The sequence below is a fragment of the uncultured Anaerovibrio sp. genome, from assembly GCF_947302755.1.
Lineage (GTDB): Bacteria > Bacillota > Negativicutes > Selenomonadales > Selenomonadaceae > Anaerovibrio.
In genome coordinates this window covers 1-23356 of the sequence record NZ_CAMYWM010000030.1, presented here as the reverse complement: position 1 = coordinate 23356, position 23356 = coordinate 1, and the positions used below count along the sequence as shown (strand labels likewise).

Here is a 23356-nt window from a genome sequence, read left to right as displayed (position 1 = left end):
AAATCTAAAGCTCATCTGCATCCTTCGGATTTGATTCGCTAAGATTTCATAGTAACAATGGCTATGATATCATATTTATGCTAAAATAAAGTGTTAGAAAATTTTAAAACAGGCTGGTGTTTTATTTGCAGTTAAAACGGCTGGAGGCGTATGGCTTTAAGTCCTTCGCTGATAAGATAGAAGTGGATTTTGACAAGGGAATAACCGCTATAGTAGGACCTAATGGCAGTGGTAAAAGCAATATTTCCGATGCCATAAAATGGGTGCTGGGGGAACAGAATGTCCGCAATATCCGGGGGACCAAGGCAGAGGATATTATCTTTAACGGCAGCGCCGCCCGCCGGGCCATGGGGGCAGCTGAGGTTTCATTGGTATTTGACAATGATGGGGCTCTGCCAGTGGACTTTCAGGAGGTAACTATAACCAGAAGATTGTTCAGAAATGGTGACAGTGAATTTTACATCAATAAGGCCCGCTGCCGACTGAAGGATATAACCAATTTGTTTGCCGATACCGGTATTGGTCATGACAGCATGGGGATTATCAGTCAGAACAAGGTGGATGAGGTGCTGAATGCCCGGCCGGAGGAAAGACGCCTGTTTTTTGAGGAAGCGGCAGGTATTACCAAGTACAGAAACCGCAAGCGGGAATCCATGCGGAAGCTGGAGGACACCGAGGCCAACCTTCTGCGGGTCCAGGATATTATTGGCGAGATTGAAAACCAGCTGGAACCATTAAAGCTCAGCGCGGAAAAGACGGAAAAATACAATAGCCTACAGGAGGAGCTGAGGAAATTCAACCTGGCCGGTATTTACCTTGATTATTTGGATTTAAATAAGAAGAAGGCCAAGCACACCGCCGCCATTACCTCCAAGAAGGATCAGGAAATTGCTGCCAGGACGGCCCTGCAGCTGTCGGAGGCCCGTAAGGAGCAGTTTGATAAGCAGGTATTGGAGCTGGAAAAGGAGCAGGAGCTTATAGCCCAAAAGCGCAACGAGCTCCACAGTCAATGGGAAGCGGCGGAAAGCGAGATAAAGGTATTGGAGGAACGCCGCCGTCAGGGAAAAAGCTCCCGTCAGCTGTTAAGTCAGCAGCTAAAGGAATTGAAGGCCGCTGTTGATGAAGCCCGGCAGGATATTGAGGCCTATTCCAAAAGTGGTGAGGACTCCAGCACCGCTTTGTCGGAAGCTACCGCTAAAATTCAACAATGCCGGGAAAAGGCCAAAACCCTGCGGGAGGGCCTGCAGAAAAAACGGTCGGAACGGGCTGAGCTGGAAAAACAGGTACAGGCTGGTGTACAGCAGTTTAATGATAAGAATAATGAACTGCTGGTAATGGAGCGGGATTTGGCCAATGATACCGAAAATCGGGGTGACCAGCAGCGTCATTTGGCTGAGCTGAAGCAGGAAATATCCGCTCTTGGCCAGGAGCAGGCCAAAATTGCCTTGGCTATCCAGTCAACTGCCGCAGCCAGGTCAGATAAGGACAGGGCAGCTCAGAATATTGAACAACAGCTTAAGGCCGATAGCCAACGGCTTGAGGAGCTTACCAGGGAACAAAATCAGCTGAACAGCAGTTTGCAGAAGAACGCCAGCCGGCTGCAGATTATGGAAAATCTGCAAAATTCCTACGAAGGCTTTGGCAGGGCGGTCAAGGCGGTACTGAAGAGCCAGGCCCACTGGCGGACCAATATTTGCGGTACTGTGGCCGAGCTGATGGAGGTGCCCGGTAAATACGTTACGGCTATCGAAACAGCCCTGGGAGGCAGTCTGCAAAATATCGTTACCAGAGACACGGATACGGCCAAGGCGGCCATTGAATTTTTGAAGCGTGACCGATTGGGACGGGTTACCTTTTTGCCATTATCCTCTATAACGCCCCGGGGCAATCGGGAGACTTTGCCCCATGACGCCAGGGGAGTAATCGGCTGGGCCCATGAAATCATTACCACCCAGGAGGAATACCGTCGGGTGATGGAATTTCTGCTGGGGCGGACGCTGGTGGTTGATACCATGGACAATGGGGTAGCCCTGAACCGGCAGCTGGGTCAGCGGTTGCGCATTGTAACTCTGGAGGGGGAATTGCTCAGTCCGGGAGGTGCCATGACTGGTGGCAGTCATCAGCACCGGGAAAGCAGCTTTTTAAACCGACAGGATGAAATAAAGCAGCTAAAGGATAGGCTGGCCGTGGATAAAGGACTCTTTGATGAGACGCAGAGCAGGGGGCATGCCCTGAAACAAAACATAGAGGCTAATACAGCCCAGCTGGGGTCCCTCAGGGAGGAGCTTCATTCCCTGGAAATGCAGGAACAGGAGCAGCAGCTGAGACAGGCGGCCATAAGGGACAAGCTGGAGGGAGCTGAGCTGGAATGCAGCTCCTTGTCCAATAGGCTGGACAATGCCCAGGTATTGTATGACTCCGCTATAAATCGGGTTTCTGAGCTTAAACAGGCCACAGAGGAAATTGAACAAAGCAATGCCCTGCTGCGGCAACGGCTTCAGGAGGCTATTGAGGGATACGATGATATGGACCAGGAGGCCGAGGAGCTGTCGGAATTTACCAATAAGCTGGAGCATGACAAAACCCTGCTGGAGCAGAGTATTCTCAGGTTGAAGGAAAAGACCCTTCTGCGTCAGCGGGAGGTGGCCCGCAATGATGAAGCCATGGCCCAAAATCAGCAGGAAATTCGCCGGCTGGATGGTGAATTGGCGGAAAGTCAAAATGAGATAGGTCTGCTCCTTACCAAATCCCAGCATTTACAGGATGAATATGCTGCGGCAAAGGGTGAATACGAGGATGTTCATGAGCGGCGGATGAACAAGCTGGTGGAAAGCCAGAAAAACGAAAAGGAAACCAGGGAGGCCCAGCAGCGGCTTAATGGTATTCAGGATGAGCTGCACAGGCTGGAGCTCAATGCTTCCCATACGGACTACGACCTGGAGCAGCTTCAGGGGCGGATGCTGTCGGAATACGGCATAGTGCCGGAGCGGGCGGCGGAGCTGGTGCCGGAAATGGAACCGGCGGTCCTGAAGGGGGAGCTGAAACGTCTGAACCGCGAAATAAACGGTCTGGGGACGGTTAATCCCAATGCGCCCACAGAATACAAGGAGCTTCTGGAGCGTCATGGCTTCCTGTCCGGCAATGCTGATGACCTTATTGCGGCCAAGGGGGATTTGCTGAAGCTCATCGGCGAAATGGATGCCACCATGACCAAGCAGTTTAAGGAGGCCTTTAACAGCATTAACCTGTTTTTCAAGGATATCTTTGTCCGGCTGTTTGGAGGCGGTGAGGCTAAAATTGTTTTGATGGACCGCGATAATGTACTGGACTCCGGCGTGGATATTGTGGTGCAGATACCCGATAAAAAGCAGCAAAATCTGGCAGTTTTGTCAGGTGGCGAACGGGCTCTGACGGTGGTAGCCCTGCTGTTTTCCTTCCTGCGGTACCGACCGGCCCCATTCTCCCTTCTTGACGAGGTGGATGCACCGCTGGATGAAGCCAATATCGGCCGCTTTGGCAGCTTTTTGGAGGAATATTCCGATAATACCCAGTTTATCGTGGTGACCCATCGTAAGGGAACCATGGAAGCGGCGGATGCCATGTACGGAGTTACCGTGGAGGATGCCGGGGTATCAAAGCTTCTTTCAGTGAAGCTGAAGGAAGCCGAATCCATGATAGATAATTGATTTTTGGAGGTTTACAATGGGATTTTTTGATAAATTAAAAAAGGGCCTGACCAAGACCCGGGAAACTATTACTGAAAAAATTGAAAAGCTGGTTATCGGCTATGCGGATATTGATGATGATCTGCTGGATGAGCTGGAGGAAATCCTTATTATGGCCGATGTGGGGGTCAATACCACCGACAATCTGATGGCGGCCGTGCGGAAGGGCATCAAGAAGAAGGAAATTAATTCCCCTGAGGACTTGAAGCCCTTTTTGGCAAAAAAGATTTCTGAGCTGCTGACTAAGGATTCAGATACCACCAAAATTGCCCAGTCAGGGCCTACGGTTATTTTGGTAATCGGTGTAAATGGCGTGGGAAAGACCACTACCATTGGCAAGCTGAGCAATTATTACCGGGAACAGGGCAAGACCGTTATGCTGGCCGCCGCTGATACCTTCCGGGCAGCGGCTATTGATCAGCTGGAAATCTGGGGTGAGCGCACCAATGCCAAGGTTATCCGCCATGAGGAAAATTCCGACCCGGCTGCTGTGGCCTTTGATGCTGTAAAGGCGGCTGTGGCCCGTAATGTGGATATCCTTCTGATTGATACTGCCGGACGCCTTCAGACCAAGTCCAATCTCATGGAGGAGCTGAAGAAAATCAATCGGGTAATTCAGCGGGAAATCCCGGAGGCTCCCCATGAAACCCTGCTGGTGCTGGATGCCACCACTGGCCAGAACGCCATTAGCCAGGCCAAGCTCTTTACCGAGGCCGCCCCGATTTCCGGCGTGGTTCTCACCAAGCTGGACGGCACCGCCAAGGGCGGCGTGGTAATCGGCATCAAGGCTGAGCTCTCCATGCCAGTAAAATGGATTGGTGTCGGTGAAGGTGTAGATGACCTCCGCCCATTCGTGGCCGAGGACTTCGCAAAGGCTTTGTTTGAGAAATAAGGCTATGTCGTGGATTTTCTTTGGATCTACCCTTTTACTGATAGGACTTGTTTTATGATATAATGCAAATAGTAGGGGGCGATGCCATGATTTATTCTGAGCTGTATAAGTTTGGTAATAATAAAAATGACCTTTCAATTGTTATAGAAAAGTTATATGAAGACAGAGATGGCGGGGAACATGTTTCTATTAGGGTAGAAAAATTAGCAAATGCTGAAAGCTTTGCCGAATTTCGCCTTCCGGAACATCGTTGCTACAAATCATACGATTTTAGTGAGCAGGATTTGTTTGAAATAGACGATTATCTCCTGCATAATGAGGCCCTTATTTGGGAATTAGCCAGAGAACAGGAGGCCGAGCGAAATGCCGCAAGCGCTTGAGTCCTTTCTAGGTTATCTTATTTATTTTTGGTATGAGGCAGGTGAGCCAATCCACGTTCATGTTAGTAAGGGAAAGCCTCAAAAAGGTGCTACCAAAATTTGGATTACTCAAGATGGTGCTGAAATTGCGCACAATAAGTCTAAAATACCTGAACGGGACCTTAAGAGAATTTTAAGATATGTATCCTCAAATAAAAATAGAATAATTGCTGAATGGGTTTTACGTAACGGAAGCGGAAGCGTGAAAAGATAAACGATATCGTCGTTTCGAGTATGTCAAGAAAATGTTTAGTTTTTGTGATATAATTTGGAGCTTGGACGCTGAGTATCCTCGTCCTTGTTTTAAACTCGTTGCTATAAATTATACGACCTTAGTGAGCAGGATTTGTTTGACAGCTACATATGGTTTTCACAATGAATATTCTTTAAACACTTGAAAATAAGAGGAAAGACATGTAAAATAATAATTGTTTAACAAATATTCGGGGATGGAAGAGAGGATAGGACCATGGGTAGTGTTTTACGAAATATTGATAGTGTATTTTTTGTGTTTAAAAATGTCCACCCGGGGGGGACACTTTAAGAGACGTTTTTACTAATTTAATATTTCTAATTATTAACCGTAAAAAGGGAGATTAATGTCTTTTTCTTTTTTGCGGCTTTTTTTGTGCCCGAATATATAGGTATGTTGTAAAAATCTCAATTAGGCACGTTCATGTCTAAACTGAGAATTCAAAAATTATTTATGTTTTGGAGGAACGCTTTATGGAAAAATGTGTTGTTAAGAAAATTTTTCGTACAATTGTTGCAACTATGTTTGCTGTGGGGCTTACAGGAGGAATAACTCTTTCTGATACGTTTATTCCGCACTTTGCGATGACGAGAGCAGAAGCAGGCATTTTTGATGGCCTTTTTGGTGGCAGCAGTGATCAAGCAGTGGAGGATTTAAAAAATAGTGCCAGTGAATCTATACATGATCAGATTAACAAGGCCTTGGAAATTAATGTAGATGGATTGAATGATAGAAAAAATGATATGAGGCTCCACATGTCTCGCGCAGCTGAATATCTTATGATTGCTGCGTTCCAGACGGAAGAGGCTACAGTTGACAACCCATATGGTGTATATGCAAACTTAGCCATTGCTTTGGGAAATACCCCTGGTGATATGGAGTATGTATATCAATCGGCTGCAACACCACTTCGTACTAAAGAAGTGGAAGAAGGTTGCAAAAATTTGATGCAGACGCAAGACAAACAGAAGGTGGAAGAGGGAAAGCAGCATCTAGAATACGCCAGCAATGCCAGAATCACGTCCATGGTATATCAAGGATTGGCCGCAAGGGATGCTTCTTTGATATTGGGGGAATCCCTTAAGGGCTTGAAAAATATTAAAAAAATTAACAATGTCCAGGATGCGGAAGGCGAGATTGACAATGTAAAGGGACAATTAGAAGAGCTTTCGGCCTTGGCCAAGGATGTGGAGTTATTGTGTAAAGATATAAGCGAAAAAAATAAAAATTTGGGGGACGCTACTAAAAAAGCTCGTAAGCACTTTAATATAAAAGAGCCAAGCAAAAAAGACATCGAAAAACAGGTTAAAACTATGGAAGCAAGATAAAACAAGGAGGCTTGTCAAAGAATGATATTAAAAAAAATAATAACAGTGCTAATTCTTATGGGGATTATTTTTTCCTCGGTTCACATAAATTTAGGATATGCAGCTAAGGAAAAGCCAGTAGTTTATTGGGCTGGCAATGTATATTACATGGGAGATAGCCATGATAAGCTTTTAGAACGTGCGGGTGTTCGGGAGGCTATTGCTGCTGATATAACTAGCAAATTGAAGGCTCTGGAGGCAGCAAATAAACTTCCATTTGAATTAAAAACTGTTTCAAACTTACCCAGCAACACTAGGGAGAATTTTTTCGATGAGGTGGTTATTGGTTTGATTCCTTTAGTGCTTTTGGATGAATCCTTTGAATCTCATTTTAAGGTTGGTGAACAGTATTATTATAAAGCCATAGTCGCCAGTGCTATTCATATGGCTATATGTGTCGCGGACCCTGATACACAGGGCTGGCGCATCATTGCCAGTGTACCGATGGAGGGGGCGTCCGTAAAAGGCACCGTTGATTCGCCTATTACCGAGGCTATTCCTTATCAGCAGGAGATAGATTGGTTTATTGAGCTCAATCATAACATAATCCAAAAACAGCTTGATTTCAAAAAGGTAGAAAAGCTTTTAAGGGATATTGAGAAGAAGCAGGTTGATCCTATTACATATCAGGTGACAAGTGTGGATATGTCTTCCCAAGGTGCTAATGAGGTATTTGGCGAACAAGCAGGAGCAGTAAAGGCAGTTATTGGAAACTTCTTTACATCAGCGTTTCAAAAAAAGACGGGCTGTCTCATGTACCCTCCTATGATTTCTGAAAGCTATGCAAGAATTGTGGGGGATGGACTTCGTGCTTTTACATGGCATAGTCCTTCTGATACCATTGAGGTTACTTTTCCTGAGCCGCGCCATAAAATAAAACTGGATTTTAGTGGAGTTGCATCCGAGGAAGTGAAGCGAAAGGACGAATCCTTTGCAAGAAGAGATGTAATTTATAAGGTATGGTTGAAGGGAAATATGGACGGTAAGGCACCCGTGACACTTGATACCTACACTACCAGAAATTTCCCTGGTGTTGGCAGCTCCTCACAATTTGATATACCTGAAGAAGATACCTATATGGAGCTTATGACGGAGCTCCCTAAGGAAATGGCAAATAAACTGGCCAAAATGGAATAATAGGGGCAGGATGATGATGACAAAAGTTTACGCTTTAACAGCAGCCCTTATGACAGGAATTGTCTTGTTGTTGGCCAATCCACTTTGTTATGCAGAGCTTGTTGAGGGACAGGCAGTAATAGAGAATGGTGATATTGGCAAGGCCCGCGAAGCTGCTATGCGTGACGCTATGCGAACATTCGTTGAGCGACAGGTGGGTATTCACGTACAGAGTACCAGCGAAGTGGCCATGAATATGGTGGTTAGTGATCGAATTATTACCCGTTCTGATGGCTATGTTCAGATTAATCAAATTGTCAGTGGAGAGGCTGTCGGTGGCATTTATGTCGTTAAACTGGATTTAACGGCTGACTCGCAAAAGATTGATACGGCTATATCAGATTTAAAGGGACGCCTTGAGGCTATAGATAGTCAAAATACAAGCCGCTCAGGAATACAAGTAGCTGTTACCGGACGTAACGAAAATGGTGGTGCAAAGTCTACAGCTGATTTAATGCGCTATGTACAAAGCAAATTGGAGGATGCGGGATTTCGCGTGGAGATAAATGACGAGGTTAGTGCCTATATGGATAGCCACCCTGACCTTGATAGTGTGGCAGTTAGTGCAGAAATTCGTCGTTTGTCCCGTAATACCCAGGAGGGAGCAAATGCCTTGTTGCGGGGTACTCTTTCCACTATGTCAGTAAGTAGGGAAGGAAAATATGCCAAAGCAATGGTAAAAGCGTCTTTTGAACTCATCGGTTTTGAAACCTCCACAGCTAATAGCTATGTGGATCTGTTTACTGCTGTAGCACCTACGGAAAGGGAGGCAATACAGAAGGCTGAAAATATGGCGACCCAAAAAGCCGTGGAAGCACTTTCGCAAAAAGCACTAAAGACAGTACAGGCAGAATTTCAGGGTGGTGTGAAAAATTTAAAAATGACGACCATTTTTTATGGGATTACCAATCGCAGTACTCAGGGCGAACAAATTCGTCAGGGCCTTAATGCAGCCGGGTGTCGAATAATACGTTCATCTTACGCCAGAGATGGATCATTTCGTGCCTATTTGGAATCTTCCTCTTATAGTACGGTAGAGGAGTTAAAAAATGCTATTTTGCAAAATGTGGGTATGGGACTCCAAGAAGGAAATGAAAACGAGAATGCCATGGGAGCACGTAAATTATATTTCACATTTTGAAAGGTGATAAGGGATGAATAGATTATTTTTCGCTGTGGTAGTGGCTGTTTCTGTCTGTTTTGGTACGTATTGTGGCTGCGATGCTGCTCCGGCCGATGTTAAAGTGGTCGTTTGCGGTGAAGCAAGGATAGGAGAGGAGGCAAAAGCTGAGGTTGATGCGAGGCAAAAAGCTGTTGGACGGGTACTTACCAAAATGTTAACACCAAATAAAGATCCGAACAGCCTGTTCCAGCAGATGGTTCGGAGAGAAAAAGAGTTCACAGGCGAGCTGAATGTAATGGAGAAAAAGGAAGATGGTGGAAAAGTTTACATAATCAGTAGTGTTTTGGTAAAGTCTGGAAGCCTGCAGGAAGCACTTAATTCCAGTATTAGTAAAGTACAAGAACGGGAACAAGATTCCGAAGCCTGTTTTTTGATACGTTTACGGGGTATAAGTACTGCAGAGGAGCTGGCTGGTGGACGTACTGTATACAATGCCTATAAGGATAGCTTTGAACAACTAGGCTTTAAGATAGTTGGCTGGGAAGATGAACTGTTTCAGGAGTTTAAGAGTTATAAGGACGATGACTTTGCAACATTTAGTCATTCACTGGAAGATAAGATTAAGCAGGACTTTCCAGAGATTACTGTTGCTATCATCGGCGAGATCGAGGTTACACCCATATCCCAAGATGGTGCTGGCCTTTTGGTAGGAGGGAATGTGAATATACGTTCTTTGGATATGCTTCGTCAAAAGGAAATTGCTACCTTTGCTGACACTTATCAAATTAAGTGGCCTGATCCCAAAGAGGCAGGTATGGTGGTAGTCCATAAATCGGCCATTAATTCGGCAACAGCTTTAGCGGACAAAACTTTATCTTATTGGCAAAATATGAAATAGTTTTAATTTAATGACATTAATCCGTCTGGTGTTTAATTTATAATTATTTTAATGGGGGAAAAGATATGAAACACTTAATAAAATATTATTTAGCTGTGGTAACCGCATTATTTCTCATGGCTACCAGCTCTACTTCCTTTGCGGCAATGGGTGATGTAAATTGGGATCAAGGAAATATTGTGGTAATAGGTATGGGAATAGCTCCTCCAAATGCTGTTAATAGTGAGCAGGCGAGGATGCTGGCCCGTCGGGCAGCTGTGGTGGACGGTTATCGTCAAATGGCTGAAATTATCAAAGGAGTAAGCGTTACGTCAGAAACTACAGTGGAAAATATGATGGTTTTAAGTGATGCTACACGAACTAGGGTAGAAGCTACCATAAAAGGAGCACGGGTTACCAGCGAGCAGATGACTCCTGGTGGCGGATATGAGGTTACTATGGTTGTGCCAATGTATGGTGTAAGCAGTTCTTTGGCCAGTGCTGTAATTGAACCTACCATTAAAAAAGAGGCTTTCCCACAGCCTGTTGCTGCTGTTCAGACATCACCAGCTCCAACTACCTCTGTAAGTACTAATGTCACTGTAAATATTCCTACAGTGACGACTACTCCAACCATTCCAAATCAGCCTGCTGCACCTACCACATCACCTGTACAAGCCAACGGCGGTTATACCGGACTAATTGTCGATTGTCGTGGCCTTGGCCTTCAGCCGGTAATGACACCGCTGGTTAAAAATGATATGGGTGATACAATTTATGGACGTAAAAATATTGATTCTGCAACGATTATCCAATATGGTATGGCCGCTTATACTAAAGATGTCAATAATGTAAGTCGTGCTGGAACCAATCCATTGATGGTTAAGGCAATAGCCCTTGATGGGAATAGCTGTAATCCGGTCATTGCCACATCAGATGCCAACCGTGTACTTATTGAAAACAGCACATCTCATTTCTTGGACAGAACCAGTGTTGTGCTTCTGAGAGATTAAATACATAATAGACCAATTTGTTTGATAGGGTGTGGGGAGCCATGCCCTATCTGTTTTATAAAAGGAGTGACGTCTTATGAAAGCGTTTGGTAAATATATAGCAGCCTTTGCTATACTATCAATCATATCTTGGGGCGCATCTGCCGAAGCGGTTTTAGATATATCTTCTTTGCGACAACCTCACCAGGATTTTTATTACCTGCATGAGGCTTCAGTAAATTATAATACTAAGGAGCAGAAAAATCGTGCTTATCAACTAATTGTTACCGGGGAGGATTTACCTTTGGGAATTTCCGTTATTGATAAGGTAATAGCTATTGACAAAAATGATTCAGAGTCATATTTGCTACGTGCTTATGCCTATAGTAAAATGAAAGAGTATTCTAAGGCAAATGAAGACTATAAGAGCGCATTGATGTTGGAACCGAATAATCCTACTTTTTACTATTTGCGTGGCCTAAATTATATAGATGATGCTTTAAACAATGGCTTTTACAGCGGTCCCTATCACCGTCCTATTGAGGATGCTATGAGGATGTTTAATAAAGCCCTTGCCATCGAACCAAATTATATAAATGCCATAGTTGGTAGAGGCGATATTGAGTATTATCTGGGAAACTATAAAGAGGCAATTGATTATTATAATAGGGTTTTGGTTTTATATCCTCAGCATGATATTGTGTTGGCAAAAAAAGAAGACGCAAATGACTGCTTACGCCGAGAAGAAGAGAAACAACGTAAACGGGAATTGGAACGCCGCATTGACTAATATATTTTACTGATAGTAGTTCGTTATATCCTTCTGAGCCTGTGGGCAATGACATTGTTTTTGTATTATATATATATGCAAAAAAATCGATTTGCTGATAATTACCTTGACAAACATCGAAAAAAATATTACTTATCTGTTTATAAGACAACATTTCACTATATACATTACAAAAAGAAATGAGGAATGAATAATGAAGGGATTAGGATTATGGATTGTTTTGATTGTGGTATTTGTAGCAGGCTTTGGATGTTATAACTATGTTACGACAAATAATACAGCAAATAACCAGGTTGAATTACCATCAACAGGACATGTTACCTCTGATGGTACCCACGCAGGTCAGAAATCATCACCTAATAATGTCAATAATGGTACAAATACTAATTCTAATACACAAAGTCCCAATCAGCAGAACAATAACAGTGATGAGCTTAATGTCAGTGACATAAATAAGAGCTTGATAGGTCAGACTGTTACCATAAAATGCTTGGTAAAAAATGTAGCCCAGCCTAAGGAAACAGTATTCTTTGATGTGGTTGATCCTTCATCTGGTGCGAAATTAAAAGGTGTATTGTTCAACAAAACTAATACAGATAATAGCGGCCGCAAGGAATTATTGGAGGATAGTATGAATAGCAATAGACTGATCTATATCACTGGTGAAATTGATGAATATAAGGGGAACCTTGAAATTAAGGCATGGAGAGTATTTAGCAAATGACACCAATGCAATTTGAAATCAAGTATATGGTTGTTTCCTTGATAACCTGTTCGTTAATTTACCTGTTTCCAGGATATCAAAAAATTGCTTTTTTTATTATTGGAAACGGTGGCTTATTATATTTATGCAGGGAATACTATTCCAAGGCGGATAATTCTGCTGATTATTGGACCATAGTTGTTGGCATAGCATTTTGTGTATTAGGATATATGGTTCCATCTGAGTACGGTTTTCCTATAATGAGTATAGGAATTTCACTTTTTATTCGCTTTGGTTTTTCTTTGATGATTGCCGGAGAAAAGGAAAATATTAACAGGATTATAGAGGATATGAGCCATGATATTGAAGAAGACGCCAAGAGACATATTGCTCAAATTCATGCTCAATACCGTAATCAGCTTAGCCAACAAGAATTGGAAGAACGCGTTAATAATGTAAAACGTGAATTGGAGAAATCATGCGATAAAAGAATAGCAGAGCAAAAAAGGTTATACGATCAACAGCTGCAAAAGCTGCGTAATGACAAAAAGAGTAGTGAAACAGCCTTGGAACAGCTACGAAATGAACATTTCGCTACAGTTAACAAACTGGAAAGTGAATCTAAACGCATGGTGGATGAGGCAACTTCTCAATTCAAGAGGGAGCTGGAATTGAGAAATGAACTGGAAAATGCTCAAAAGGTAATCCAAGAACTGGAAAATAAATTTAAAGCCATTGAAAATAGTGCAATACCTGAAAATGATGCTATCATAGAAGAAGCCCATGATTTGATGATAAATCAAATGCCACAGCACTATGACATCCATCTTAAAAAGACCAGGGAGGATTATCCACTTTTCAATAATGATGATATCGTAGAAGTAATTGCCAATGCGGAATTACAGTACGATTTATATACTAAATCCGGTGGAAGTGATTTTAGCTCTGTGGTTGCGGAATATTCAAAGGCCATCGAGCTCATTCTTAAACAAATGATAAAGGATGGTGTACTGACTTCTACTACTACTGAACTCACGGGGAAGGGAAAAATAGTAGATAAAATGATGCTGCGGACAATGTATAATTCCTATGTTAAGACAAATGTCGGTATTTTAGGAAAGGATTTTGTTCATAATCTTGATAAATTTATCGAGATTAGGAATGCCGGGGTACATAACAAAATAATAAATATTGAACAGTTGGAGGAGACAAAAAGGTTGGCTGTTACCAGGAAAAGTGGGGCAATTATTCCAACATTGCACCGGAAGATGAAAAAGCGGTAATATGGGATGGAGCAGGCGGTTATGCAAATAGAACACCATAAAATTAGCTATGAGCTCACACCAACTCCCTCAGAGGCATTTTCAAAGCACAATAAAGCCCGTCAGTATATTATCTACTGACGGGCTTGACAGGTTTTGAATTATGCTACGGCATAAAATATATTTATTCTTTCAGGACTGCGAAAGCGGTCTTTTTTTTGTTACAGGAATATTTTCCGTGTTACTATTCACAGTTTTTTAAAAACGTGGCTCTATGTATTAACTTTTTATCTCTATTATCTATAATAATTTGATAGTCATGAAACTTAATGATACTCAATATAATTTTTTCATTCAGGACTGTCAAAGCAGTCCTTTTTCTTTGTGCCGGGCGGTGTTATGCGTTATAATATAACCTATAGTTATTGTAATTAATTAGGAGGCTAACATGCCGAAGGAGCTTAGAGGCGGATATACTACCGGGGCCTGTGTGGCGGCGGGAGTCAAGGTGGCGGCCCTGTATATGCAGGGGAGCAGCAGTGATTTTGTGGAAATTACCGCCCTGGATGGGACTAAATTGCATATTCCGGTAAAAAGCATTGAACCGGTGGGGGATGGCGTGCAGGTGGAAATCGTGAAGTATTCCGGGGATGATCCGGATATTACTAACGGGACCTCCATATTGACCACCTTGACCATGGACAAGTCATTGACGGGCCTGCAGCTGGTGGCCGGACAGGGGGTTGGCAGGGTTACCAAGCCCGGATTGGCTGTTCCGCCGGGGGAGCCTGCCATAAATCCCGGGCCGAGAGCCCTCATAAGGCAGAGCCTGCAGGAGGTCTTTGGTCAGATCCCCGGCTGCAGGGTACAGGTGGATGTACCGGCAGGGGAGGAGCTGGCCAAGAAAACCCTGAACCCGGTGCTGGGGGTCCTGGGGGGAATTTCCATCATTGGCACTACGGGAGTACTGCGGCCCATGTCCGAGGAGGCCTTCAAGGCTTCCCTGGTACCCCAGATTAGCGTGGCCATGGCCGCCGGCTATAAAACCCAGATTTTCGTTCCGGGAAAAATTGGGGAAAGGGTAGCCACCTCATGGGGACTGCCCTCCGCAGCCATGGTTCAGACCAGCAATTTTATTGGCCATATGCTGGAGGCTGCAGCAGACTGCGGTTTGGAGAGGGTGTTGCTGTTTGGGCATATCGGGAAAATGGCCAAGGTGGCGGCCGGCGTGTTTCATACCCACAATCGTATGGGGGACGGCCGGATGGAAGCCATGGCGGCCTATAGCGCAGCGGCTGGAATGCCGCCGGAGGGGGTCCGGGAAATTTTGGCAGCAGTTACCACGGAGGAAGCACTGCCGGTTATTGAACGGTATAAGCTGGAGGACGTATATAATACCATTGCGGCCCGGGCCAGTGTCAGGGCCCGTCGCTATGTATTTGAGAAAATGGAGATTGGTACGGTAATGGTTACCCTCAAGGGGAAGCTCTTGGGCATGGATGACGCGGCAAGAAGGATGGGTGAAGATTTTGGATGGAACATAAAATAATTATTGTGGGCATTGGCCCCGGAAGTGTGGAGTATATGATACCGGCCGCCCTCAAGACCATTGAAGAGGCCAAGGTGCTGGTGGGAGGCAGCCGGGCCATGGAGCAGTACGGCAAGGCCAAGGGACAGAAGCAATGTGTTGTTCGGGCCAATATGCCTGCGGTGATGGATTTTATCCGGCGGGAGCTGCAGACCCAGGATGTGGTGGTAATGGTGTCCGGCGACCCGGGGTACTATTCTATGCTGGAGGCAGTACGGCGCAATTTTGAGGATACGCCCCTGAAGGTTATACCGGGACTCAGCTCCATACAGGTGGCCTTTGCCAAGCTGGGTATGCCATGGCAGGAGGCCGAGCTTCTAAGCATGCACGGCCGCAGTGCTCCCAAGGAGAAGATGGTCTATTCTCCGGGAAAGCTATTGGGCTTTCTGACGGATAAAAATAATAATTCTAAGACGATTCCGGCTTTGCTGAAAAAAATGGGCTGGCCCGGGGGAACTATGGTGGCAATCTGCAACCGGCTTTCCTATCCCGATGAAAAGATTATTATTACCACCATTGGTGAAGCGGCGAAGCTGGAGACTGTGTACTTAAATTGTGTATTGGTGGTGAAGGCAAAATGATATCGTTGGGCATTCCCGATGATGAATTTATCCGCGGCAAGGTACCCATGACCAAGCAGGAAATCCGTATACTGACCATTGTGAAGGCCGGGATAGGACCGGATAGTGTGGTCTGTGATGTGGGGGCCGGTACCGGCTCTATATCTATCGAGGCGGCTCGTCAGGCCGAAAATGGCATGGTATATGCCATTGAGCGTAAGCCTGAGGGGATAGAGCTCATCAAAAAAAATGCAGAAAAATTTGGTGTGAAAAATATAAGGATCATTGAGGCCTATGCCCCGGATGGTATGGAGGAGCTGCCGGAGCTGGATGTGGCGATTATCGGCGGCAGCGGCAGCAATTTGCCGGTTATATTGGATACCATCCACCAAAAGCTGGTGCCGGGAGGTAAAATTGTTATCAACTGTATTACGGTACAGACCATAGCCCAGTGCCTGGAATATATGCGCAACCGGGAGGATTACCGTTATGAGGCCATTCAGGTTCAGGTAAATCAGCTTGAACAGGTGGGGGCCTATGACATGGCCAAGGCCAATAATCCGATTTATATTGTTACTTGTGTGAAAGAGGGGAAATAATTTATGGCAATGGTAAATATTGTGGGAGCCGGTCCTGGCGATCCTGAGCTGATTACGGTAAAGGGCAAGCGGCTGCTGGAGGAGGCCGATGTAATTATTTATGCCGGGTCTTTAGTGCCCAAGGCTTTATTGGGCTATGCCAGGGAGGGCTGTGAAATCCATAATTCTGCCTCCATGTCCCTGCCGGAGGTACTGGAGGTCATTGAAAAAGCTGTGGCGGCAGACAAAAAGGTGGTGCGCCTCCATACCGGTGACCCGGCTATTTATGGCGCTATTCAGGAGCAGATGGATGCCCTTAATAAGAAGGGCATCGATTATCAGGTGGTTCCGGGAGTAAGCAGCTTTTTGGCTACGGCGGCAGCTTTGAAGCAGGAATACACCCTGCCGGGGGTTACCCAGACGGTAATAATTACCCGCAACGAAGGGCGCACTCCAGTGCCGGACCGGGAAAAGCTTCGTTCCTTGGCGGCCCACAAGGCCACTATGTGTATTTTCCTGAGCATTTCCATGCTGGGGGATGTGGTAAAGGAGCTGATTGCCGGCGGCTATGAGCCCACTACGCCTATTGCCATTGTCCAGCGGGCCAGCTGGCCGGAGCAGCGGATTTTCCGGGGTACCCTGGAGACCATTTGCCAGGAAATTGAGGGCAAGGGGGTAGACCGTACCTCCATGATTGTTGTCAGTCATGTATTGGGCAGTGACTATGAGCTTTCACGGCTGTATGCCCCTGAGTTCAGTCACGGCTTTAGGGAAGCCAGCCTATGAGATATGCCATCTTTACATCATCAGAAAAAGGGCTGAAGACAGCCGTACGAATCAAGGACCAGCTGAAGGGCCAGGTGGATATTTATGCCCATGAAGGGCTGGGGCCGTCGGAGGGCGTTACCTCCTACAGCCGTTTGGCCGAGGCCGTAAGGAATGAATTCAACCGATACAGGGCCCTGGTGTTCATCATGGCCACCGGGATAGTGGTGCGCTCCATTGCGCCGCTTTTACAGAGTAAAATGACGGATCCGGCGGTAGTGGTTATGGACGAGGAGGCCCGAAATGTAATTAGCCTGTTGTCCGGCCATGTGGGAGGGGCCAATGAGCTGACCCTGACCTTGGCCGATATTTTGGACAGCAATCCGGTTATTACCACGGCAACGGACGTGAACAACAAGCTGGCCCCTGATCTGCTGGCCTCCCGGATGGGCTTGGTGCCTTATCCCAAGAAAAATATACTGCATCTGAATAATGCCCTTTTAAATGAGGCCAAGCTGGAATACATTTTAGATGAAAATATACCCTGCTTCGATGAATACCGGAAAAAGCTGGAGGATAACGGCGTGCTGGTGCAGGTGTGTACCAGTGATGAAATTTCCCAAAGGGCGGTGGAAAGGGGTACCTATCAGGTGATTATCTCGGCTCAGGAATTTCCCGTTAATGAGTGGGTGCTGTATCTGAGGCCAAGGCGGCTGGTGGCCGGTATCGGCTGTCGGCGGGGCACGGGCGTGGACCTGATACGGGGGGCATTGGAGGCCTCCTGCAGCCGCATTGGCTGGAGCATTGACCGCATAGATGAACTGGCCAGCACCACCTTCAAGGCAGATGAGCAGGGGCTGCTGGATATGGCCAGTGAATTAAATAAACGGATTACCTTTTGGGACAACAGTAAGCTGAAGGAACAAATTGACTATTATAATTTGGCGGAATCGGAATTTGTGCGCAAAACGATTGGTGTAGGCAATGTGGCGGAGGCGGCAGCCTTTTGCTGTGTTAATCACGGAATTGAGGCACTGATTAAAACAAAGTATGAGAAAGTGACGGTGGCGTTAGTATGGGAAAAATAACGGTAATAGGTATTGGTCCTGGCAGTATGGAGGACATGACCCCAAGGGCCAGAAGGGCCATTGAGGCCGCTGAGGTGGTGGCCGGCTATACTACCTACATAGATTTGATTAAGCCAATGCTGGAGGGCAAGGAAATAATTGGCACCGGCATGATGCAGGAGGTGGATCGCTGTAAAATGGCAGTGGAGTCCGCTGCTTCAGGCAAGAATACCATTGTGGTGTCCAGTGGCGATGCGGGAGTATACGGCATGGCCGGCCTGGTATTGGAGCTGGTTCTGCAATATCCGCAGGACAGCCGCCCCGAGTACGGCGGCACGGTGGCCGGTGTATCGGCGGTGAATGCGGCAGCCTCTATTTTGGGGGCACCCTTGATGCACGATTTCGCCGTTATCAGCCTCAGTGATTGGATGACCCCCTGGGAGCTTATCCAAAAGCGGGCAAGGCTGGCCGGTGAGGGGGATTTTGTTATTGCCCTGTATAATCCAAAGAGCAAGGCCCGTCCAGATTATATTGACACCATTCAGGAAATCCTCCTGAAATGCCGTGACCCAAAAACACCGGTGGGGATTGTAACCAGTGCCAGCCGCGACCAGGAAAATTGTGTCATTTCCGATTTGGCCCATTTCACCCAGGAGGAAATTGGCATGTTCTCCATTGTAATCATTGGCAATAGCCACACCTATGTAAAGGACGGCTATATGGTAACTCCAAGGGGATATAAGGTATGATTTTCGTAGCGGCAGGTACCCAGGATGGACGGGAGCTGGCCGGTCTGATTTTGGGACAGGGCTATGAGGTTACGGCCTCGGTGGTCAGTGAGTACGGTGAGGAGCTGCTGAGGTGCTACAGCGGAATAAAGGTTAATAATAAAGCGATGGATGAGGCTGGCTTCGTGGAGTATTTTACCCAGCATAACGTGAAATGCTTTGTGGATGCCAGCCATCCTTATGCGGCCAATATTTCCACCAATGCCATGAAGGCCTGTGAACAATGTGGTGTTCCGTATATCAGATATGAGCGGACCATGAGCCGGCTGGACTACGATAAGGCCTATTATGTGGATAGTGTGGAAGCGGCGGCCCAAAGGGCCGGAGAGCTGGGGCGGCATGTATTTTTGACTACCGGCAGCCGCAGTCTGCCCATCTTTGCCCGGGCCCAGGCCCTCAAGGGCTGTGAGGTGGTGTGCCGCATTCTGCCGGAGGCGCAGGTGGTCAGGGAGGCCCGGGAGCTGGGCTTTACCCCGGATCGGATTGTTGCCATGCAGGGCCCCTTTTCCAAGGAGCTGAACCGGGAGCTGTTCCTGAAATATAATGCGGAGGTTGTGGTGACCAAAAACAGCGGCTCCCTTGGTGGGGCCGATACCAAGTTTGCGGCGGTAAAGGAGCTGGGCCTTCCCTTGGTGGTTATTGACCGTCCCCAGGTGGCGTACACCAATATGACGGACAGCTTTGCCGGAGTGCTGGCATTTATTGAGGCGATTATAGCCAAGGGCTGAAATTTCGATATATGATATAAGGAATGTGAAATGATGCATAGGCGAGGAGAGGGGGCGTTGGATGATTCATATTTGTTATGCACTTTCGGATAAGCAGGGAAATTACAGCAAATTTGCCGGGGCCTCCATTTGTTCAATTTTGGAGAATACCTGCTGTCCGGTGACGGTACATATATTGCATGATGGCACCATATCCGAGGAAAATCGGGAACGGTTTGGGAGGCTGGCCCAGGCTTATCATCAGGAAATCATTTTTTATGATGTGCCCCAGCTAATGGCCGATACCCTGGCCAAGGGACGGGATATTTTACCGGCGGGCTGGGACTCCAGACGGTATACCGAAGTCAATATGTACCGGCTGGCTCTGGGAGAGGTGCTGCCGGAGCTGGTGGAACGGGTTATTTTTCTCGATGCCGACACGATTATAAACATGGATATTGAGGAATTATGGCAGGCCAAAACCGGGGCCACAGGCCTGGGGGCGGTGCCGGACTGGTCGGTGCTGGAGCATTTTGGCAAAACCAATGAAATCAGTGAAAGCAACTCCTTTCTGTACGCCAAGGGCTATGCCACCATGCAGACCATATTTAATGCCGGAGTATTGCTGCTGGATTTGACTATTATAAGGAAGCAGGGCAATCTTCTGCTGCGGGGCCTCCAGTTTTTGGCGGATAATGACAAGCAGTGGGATTTCTATGACAATGATATTTTGATTGCCTTTTTTGCCAAGGAATTTTATCATTTGCCCTGGAATTACAATATAAGGGTGAGCTGGGCCCAGGCCTTTGCCCATAATCACTTGGACAAGGGAATTTATCATTATGTGGACCGCAATTATGGTCTTAACCCGGCGGAGGTCTATCATCAGCTGTTTCTCAGGTTCCTATGGAAAACCCCCTGGGTAGATGACCATACCCTTTATAGTGCCTATCAGGTGTCCGCAGGCTATACCATGACCCAGGCCGCCCGTCGGTTGGCGGCCATCCGGCAGATTAATAATAATAGTCGGGGGAAAAAGCGGGTATTGATGGGCCTGGCGGTGGATGAGCCCCGGCTGAGGAAGGATTTTGCCCTGGGGCAGGAGGAGAAATTTGTCCTGCTGGCTCCCGGCCGGAAGCTGGCGCTGGATTATCCGGTGCAGGAATATTATTATTTGGTTTTTTGGTCCAATTATCCGGAGGTCAAGGCATTGATGGAAGGAGCCGGATTGCGGGAGTATCAGGATTTTGCCGATGGGCGGCTTCTCATGCCGGAGCAGACCAGTGACATGGTATTAAATGAACGAAAACTGTTATGGAGCCTGTAGCATAAAATGAATAGCTGGGGCATATATGTCCACTGCCATGCAATATGTTGTCAAATGGTCAAAGATATGCTTGCATAGATATGTGGAATAGGTATAAAATTAGGTTAGGATAGTGTTTTCTTGATATCGGTGGGGTGACTTCCATTATGGCTGTGGGAGTTTGGCCGCCTGTTGTCATTGGATAAAGACTAGCTGGGGGATTTTTTATTCATACCATAGGATTAATTTTGAAAGGATGGTAAGTATGAGCAGGAAGGGTATAGGCAGGTCAAAGACCTTGGTGCGGGCTATACAGGCCGGTATTATGGCCGCCAGTCTGGGGGCATTTTTGCCTATGGCCATGGCATTGCCGCAGGGGGGAATCAGTAATACAGCTACAGTCGCCGTGGATGGCGTAAATATGGATATTACCGGTTCGGCCGCCAATAACGTTATTGCCTGGGACAGCTTTAATATTGCTACGGGGGAAACCGTAAATTTTACTAATACCAATAATTACTTAAATTATGTGGCTGGTAATAATATGTCGGAAATCTATGGTACCATGTCGGGTGGCGGCAAGGTATTTCTCGTAAATCCAAACGGTATTCTGTTCGGGGAAGGGGCTCAGATTAATGTGGGCAGCCTCTATGCCTCCACCCGTCAGCTGAGTGAAGCGGATTTCAACAGCTTTAATGCTGATGGGACCCTGTCCTATGCCGCAGCGGAATCTGTATATGGGGATATCGTGAATCGTACTAAGACTGATTTAGGCACCATGAGTATCACCCTGGAGGGTGATACGGTAACCTTTGCCAAGTCGACGTATACTTATATTGATGATCCTGCAACTGATGAGATTGCTGTGGGAAAAGGTGGAAAGTATACAGTTAATGCCCAGACGGTGAATGTGGGCTATGCTGGTGATACATCGCCAACGGCTGTCACTGAAAAAACAAACTTGACATTTGCCGGCAACGAGAGTCCTACCCTGAATTATTGCAAGCTAATCGACGCAGATGGCTTAAGTGATATAAAAAATGATGGAAAATATATGCTATCTGAGGATGTGATACGGTCATCGACTGACGAACCACTTGACCCATCATATAATATATCAGGCAGCAGTAATTATTTTCATTTCCATGGTGTATTGGATGGTGCCGGACATACGGTAACCTTAAATGGGAAAAGTTTGTTTTCTTATCTTGGTAACGTCGGAGCTGAAATAGGTGTGGCAGAGGTTTATAATCTGAATTTGGCTGGTACCGTAAGTGGCACCGGTACTTCGGGGGCATTGGGTGCTTTGGCCCATATTACCTATGGTTCTACCATTTCCGGGGTAGTTAATAAGGCAAATGTAACCTACAGTAATACGGATAATGACGGTATATTGAGTGCCCAAGTTGGCGGTATTGTGGGTGCTGCCTATGCTACTGAGGATACGACCCCAATTCCTACACTTATAAAAAATTCCGCTAATTATGGCGAGGTATCTGTTGATGCCAAAAAAAATGAAACAACTATATATACTGGTGGTATAGCCGGTGCTATTGCCGATACTGACCTTTACAATGTACATAATGAAGGCACGGTATCCGGCGGAATTTATACTGGTGGCTTGGTCGGCGCTGCTGGCGGCATTGATGGTACTACTCACTTTATCAGGCGCAGCTACAATCTGGGTGATGTTAGTGGCGATACGGCCGGTGGTTTGGCTGGACATATTAATGAAAACATTAAGTTGAGTAGTGTATTTAATAGTGGTAAAGTTCAAGGTGATAACACCTATGGTTCAGCTGGTGGTTTGGTTGGTTCCTACGATGTTGGCAGCAGCATAGAGTATGGCTACAATATAGGGGATGTAGATGCCTTAACAGCCTGTCTGATTTCCCCAGGTCCAGGTGCTACCAAGCCATGGACCTATGGCAGCAGCAAGGTTAATGGAACAGCCATCACCTCATATTGGGATAATATGGGAACAGTCCACGAAAATGCCCAAGTAGCGGACATTAACGATGCCTTTTCCGATAATGAGAATTGGTACACTGGTTATACTGGCAGACTGCCGCTTTTGTCCACCTTCCTGTCCAAGCTCTATATGCCGACGGATGCTACAGTAGAATATGATGGTAATGAGCATGTGCTTTATAATGTGCAGGGAGATAGCACCACAAATCATTTATTGGGTGAGGTAAACAATAAGGGCGTCGGTTCAGAAGAAACGGATACCACTTACGAGTCCAAGCTTTATTCTGACCAGTTTGGTTTTGCCATTGACCGGGTTAATCCTACGTTGACCATTACTGCTCCGCCAAAGCAAGATCCAGAGCAAGGCGGCGGTGAAGAGCAAGGCGGCGGCCAAGAGCAAGGCGGCGGCCAAGAGCAAGGCGGCGGTGAAGAGCAAGGTGGCGGCCA

Annotated in this window: 21 protein-coding genes; all 21 read left to right on the top strand. The window is 46.3% G+C overall.

Features of this window, described 5'->3' with window-relative positions:
- Window positions 1-125 precede the first annotated feature (125 nt).
- A complete protein-coding gene (gene smc / locus Q0Y54_RS04820; RefSeq protein ID WP_297964847.1) occupies window positions 126-3686 on the top strand; it encodes a chromosome segregation protein SMC in 3561 nt (1186 codons plus the stop codon).
- Window positions 3687-3702: 16 nt separating this feature from the next.
- Window positions 3703-4617 (top strand): signal recognition particle-docking protein FtsY, encoded by a 915-nt coding sequence (gene ftsY / locus Q0Y54_RS04815; RefSeq protein ID WP_297964845.1) that lies wholly within the window; start codon window positions 3703-3705, stop codon window positions 4615-4617.
- 86 nt (window positions 4618-4703) lie between these two features.
- Window positions 4704-4997, top strand: a complete 294-nt coding sequence (locus Q0Y54_RS04810) for a hypothetical protein (protein ID WP_297964843.1) — start codon at window positions 4704-4706, stop codon at window positions 4995-4997.
- Window positions 4981-5250, top strand: a complete 270-nt coding sequence (locus Q0Y54_RS04805; RefSeq protein ID WP_297964841.1) for a DUF4160 domain-containing protein — start codon at window positions 4981-4983, stop codon at window positions 5248-5250. The genes Q0Y54_RS04810 and Q0Y54_RS04805 overlap by 17 nt, the downstream gene beginning before the upstream one ends.
- A 512-nt stretch (window positions 5251-5762) precedes the next feature.
- A complete protein-coding gene (locus Q0Y54_RS04800) occupies window positions 5763-6617 on the top strand; it encodes a hypothetical protein (RefSeq protein WP_297964839.1) in 855 nt (284 codons plus the stop codon).
- Between the two features lie 21 nt (window positions 6618-6638).
- Window positions 6639-7793, top strand: coding sequence for a hypothetical protein (locus Q0Y54_RS04795; protein ID WP_297964836.1), 1155 nt, complete (start codon window positions 6639-6641; stop codon window positions 7791-7793).
- Window positions 7794-7803: 10 nt separating this feature from the next.
- Window positions 7804-8973: a hypothetical protein gene (locus tag Q0Y54_RS04790; RefSeq protein ID WP_297964834.1), complete on the top strand. Its 1170-nt coding sequence runs from the start codon at window positions 7804-7806 to the stop codon at window positions 8971-8973.
- Window positions 8974-8986: 13 nt separating this feature from the next.
- Window positions 8987-9853 (top strand): hypothetical protein, encoded by an 867-nt coding sequence (locus Q0Y54_RS04785; protein WP_297964832.1) that lies wholly within the window; start codon window positions 8987-8989, stop codon window positions 9851-9853.
- Window positions 9854-9918: 65 nt separating this feature from the next.
- A complete protein-coding gene (locus tag Q0Y54_RS04780; protein ID WP_297964830.1) occupies window positions 9919-10845 on the top strand; it encodes an LPP20 family lipoprotein in 927 nt (308 codons plus the stop codon).
- A 76-nt stretch (window positions 10846-10921) separates the two neighbouring features.
- On the top strand, window positions 10922-11614 hold the full coding sequence (locus Q0Y54_RS04775; RefSeq protein WP_297964828.1) for a tetratricopeptide repeat protein: 693 nt from the start codon (window positions 10922-10924) through the stop codon (window positions 11612-11614).
- A gap of 193 nt (window positions 11615-11807) precedes the next feature.
- Entirely contained in the window at window positions 11808-12338 is a 531-nt protein-coding gene (locus tag Q0Y54_RS04770; RefSeq protein WP_297964826.1) for a hypothetical protein, read from the top strand.
- Window positions 12335-13600, top strand: a complete 1266-nt coding sequence (locus tag Q0Y54_RS04765) for a hypothetical protein (protein ID WP_297964824.1) — start codon at window positions 12335-12337, stop codon at window positions 13598-13600. Before Q0Y54_RS04770 ends, Q0Y54_RS04765 begins: the two co-directional genes overlap by 4 nt.
- 427 nt (window positions 13601-14027) lie before the next feature.
- Window positions 14028-15128 carry a cobalt-precorrin-5B (C(1))-methyltransferase CbiD gene (gene cbiD, locus Q0Y54_RS04760; RefSeq protein ID WP_297964822.1) on the top strand — a complete coding sequence of 367 codons (1101 nt, stop codon included), beginning with the start codon at window positions 14028-14030 and terminating at the stop codon, window positions 15126-15128.
- The gene (gene cbiE, locus Q0Y54_RS04755; protein ID WP_297964820.1) at window positions 15113-15748 is read left to right on the top strand and encodes a precorrin-6y C5,15-methyltransferase (decarboxylating) subunit CbiE; all 636 of its coding nucleotides are present in this window, start codon (window positions 15113-15115) and stop codon (window positions 15746-15748) included. Before cbiD ends, cbiE begins: the two co-directional genes overlap by 16 nt.
- The gene (cbiT, locus tag Q0Y54_RS04750; protein ID WP_297964851.1) at window positions 15748-16326 is read left to right on the top strand and encodes a precorrin-6Y C5,15-methyltransferase (decarboxylating) subunit CbiT; all 579 of its coding nucleotides are present in this window, start codon (window positions 15748-15750) and stop codon (window positions 16324-16326) included. The genes cbiE and cbiT overlap by 1 nt, the downstream gene beginning before the upstream one ends.
- 9 nt (window positions 16327-16335) lie before the next feature.
- On the top strand, window positions 16336-17091 hold the full coding sequence (gene cobM, locus Q0Y54_RS04745) for a precorrin-4 C(11)-methyltransferase (protein ID WP_297964849.1): 756 nt from the start codon (window positions 16336-16338) through the stop codon (window positions 17089-17091).
- Window positions 17088-18158 (top strand): cobalt-precorrin 5A hydrolase, encoded by a 1071-nt coding sequence (locus Q0Y54_RS04740; RefSeq protein WP_297964818.1) that lies wholly within the window; start codon window positions 17088-17090, stop codon window positions 18156-18158. Before cobM ends, Q0Y54_RS04740 begins: the two co-directional genes overlap by 4 nt.
- Window positions 18146-18886, top strand: coding sequence for a precorrin-3B C(17)-methyltransferase (gene cobJ, locus Q0Y54_RS04735; RefSeq protein WP_297964816.1), 741 nt, complete (start codon window positions 18146-18148; stop codon window positions 18884-18886). Before Q0Y54_RS04740 ends, cobJ begins: the two co-directional genes overlap by 13 nt.
- Complete coding sequence (gene cobK / locus Q0Y54_RS04730) at window positions 18883-19653, top strand: precorrin-6A reductase (RefSeq protein ID WP_297964814.1); 771 nt, start codon at window positions 18883-18885, stop codon at window positions 19651-19653. The genes cobJ and cobK overlap by 4 nt, the downstream gene beginning before the upstream one ends.
- Before the next feature lie 61 nt (window positions 19654-19714).
- Window positions 19715-20959 (top strand): glycosyltransferase, encoded by a 1245-nt coding sequence (locus Q0Y54_RS04725; protein ID WP_297964812.1) that lies wholly within the window; start codon window positions 19715-19717, stop codon window positions 20957-20959.
- A 244-nt stretch (window positions 20960-21203) separates the two neighbouring features.
- On the top strand, window positions 21204-23356 hold a 2153-nt coding region (locus Q0Y54_RS04720), incomplete at its 3' end, for a filamentous hemagglutinin N-terminal domain-containing protein (protein WP_297964810.1).

Excerpts from the sequence above, each read along its gene's own strand:
- ftsY (WP_297964845.1), top strand. The coding sequence starts at position 3,703 with ATGGGATTTTTTGATAAATTAAAAAAGGGCCTGACCAAGACCCGGGAA.
- Q0Y54_RS04810 (WP_297964843.1), top strand. The coding sequence starts at position 4,704 with ATGATTTATTCTGAGCTGTATAAGTTTGGTAATAATAAAAATGACCTT.
- Q0Y54_RS04805 (WP_297964841.1), top strand. The coding sequence starts at position 4,981 with ATGCCGCAAGCGCTTGAGTCCTTTCTAGGTTATCTTATTTATTTTTGG.
- Q0Y54_RS04800 (WP_297964839.1), top strand. The coding sequence starts at position 5,763 with ATGGAAAAATGTGTTGTTAAGAAAATTTTTCGTACAATTGTTGCAACT.
- Q0Y54_RS04795 (WP_297964836.1), top strand. The coding sequence starts at position 6,639 with ATGATATTAAAAAAAATAATAACAGTGCTAATTCTTATGGGGATTATT.
- Q0Y54_RS04790 (WP_297964834.1), top strand. The coding sequence starts at position 7,804 with ATGATGATGACAAAAGTTTACGCTTTAACAGCAGCCCTTATGACAGGA.
- Q0Y54_RS04785 (WP_297964832.1), top strand. The coding sequence starts at position 8,987 with ATGAATAGATTATTTTTCGCTGTGGTAGTGGCTGTTTCTGTCTGTTTT.
- Q0Y54_RS04780 (WP_297964830.1), top strand. The coding sequence starts at position 9,919 with ATGAAACACTTAATAAAATATTATTTAGCTGTGGTAACCGCATTATTT.
- Q0Y54_RS04775 (WP_297964828.1), top strand. The coding sequence starts at position 10,922 with ATGAAAGCGTTTGGTAAATATATAGCAGCCTTTGCTATACTATCAATC.
- Q0Y54_RS04770 (WP_297964826.1), top strand. The coding sequence starts at position 11,808 with ATGAAGGGATTAGGATTATGGATTGTTTTGATTGTGGTATTTGTAGCA.
- Q0Y54_RS04765 (WP_297964824.1), top strand. The coding sequence starts at position 12,335 with ATGACACCAATGCAATTTGAAATCAAGTATATGGTTGTTTCCTTGATA.
- cbiD (WP_297964822.1), top strand. The coding sequence starts at position 14,028 with ATGCCGAAGGAGCTTAGAGGCGGATATACTACCGGGGCCTGTGTGGCG.
- cbiE (WP_297964820.1), top strand. The coding sequence starts at position 15,113 with ATGGAACATAAAATAATTATTGTGGGCATTGGCCCCGGAAGTGTGGAG.
- cobM (WP_297964849.1), top strand. The coding sequence starts at position 16,336 with ATGGTAAATATTGTGGGAGCCGGTCCTGGCGATCCTGAGCTGATTACG.
- Q0Y54_RS04740 (WP_297964818.1), top strand. The coding sequence starts at position 17,088 with ATGAGATATGCCATCTTTACATCATCAGAAAAAGGGCTGAAGACAGCC.
- cobJ (WP_297964816.1), top strand. The coding sequence starts at position 18,146 with ATGGGAAAAATAACGGTAATAGGTATTGGTCCTGGCAGTATGGAGGAC.
- cobK (WP_297964814.1), top strand. The coding sequence starts at position 18,883 with ATGATTTTCGTAGCGGCAGGTACCCAGGATGGACGGGAGCTGGCCGGT.
- Q0Y54_RS04725 (WP_297964812.1), top strand. The coding sequence starts at position 19,715 with ATGATTCATATTTGTTATGCACTTTCGGATAAGCAGGGAAATTACAGC.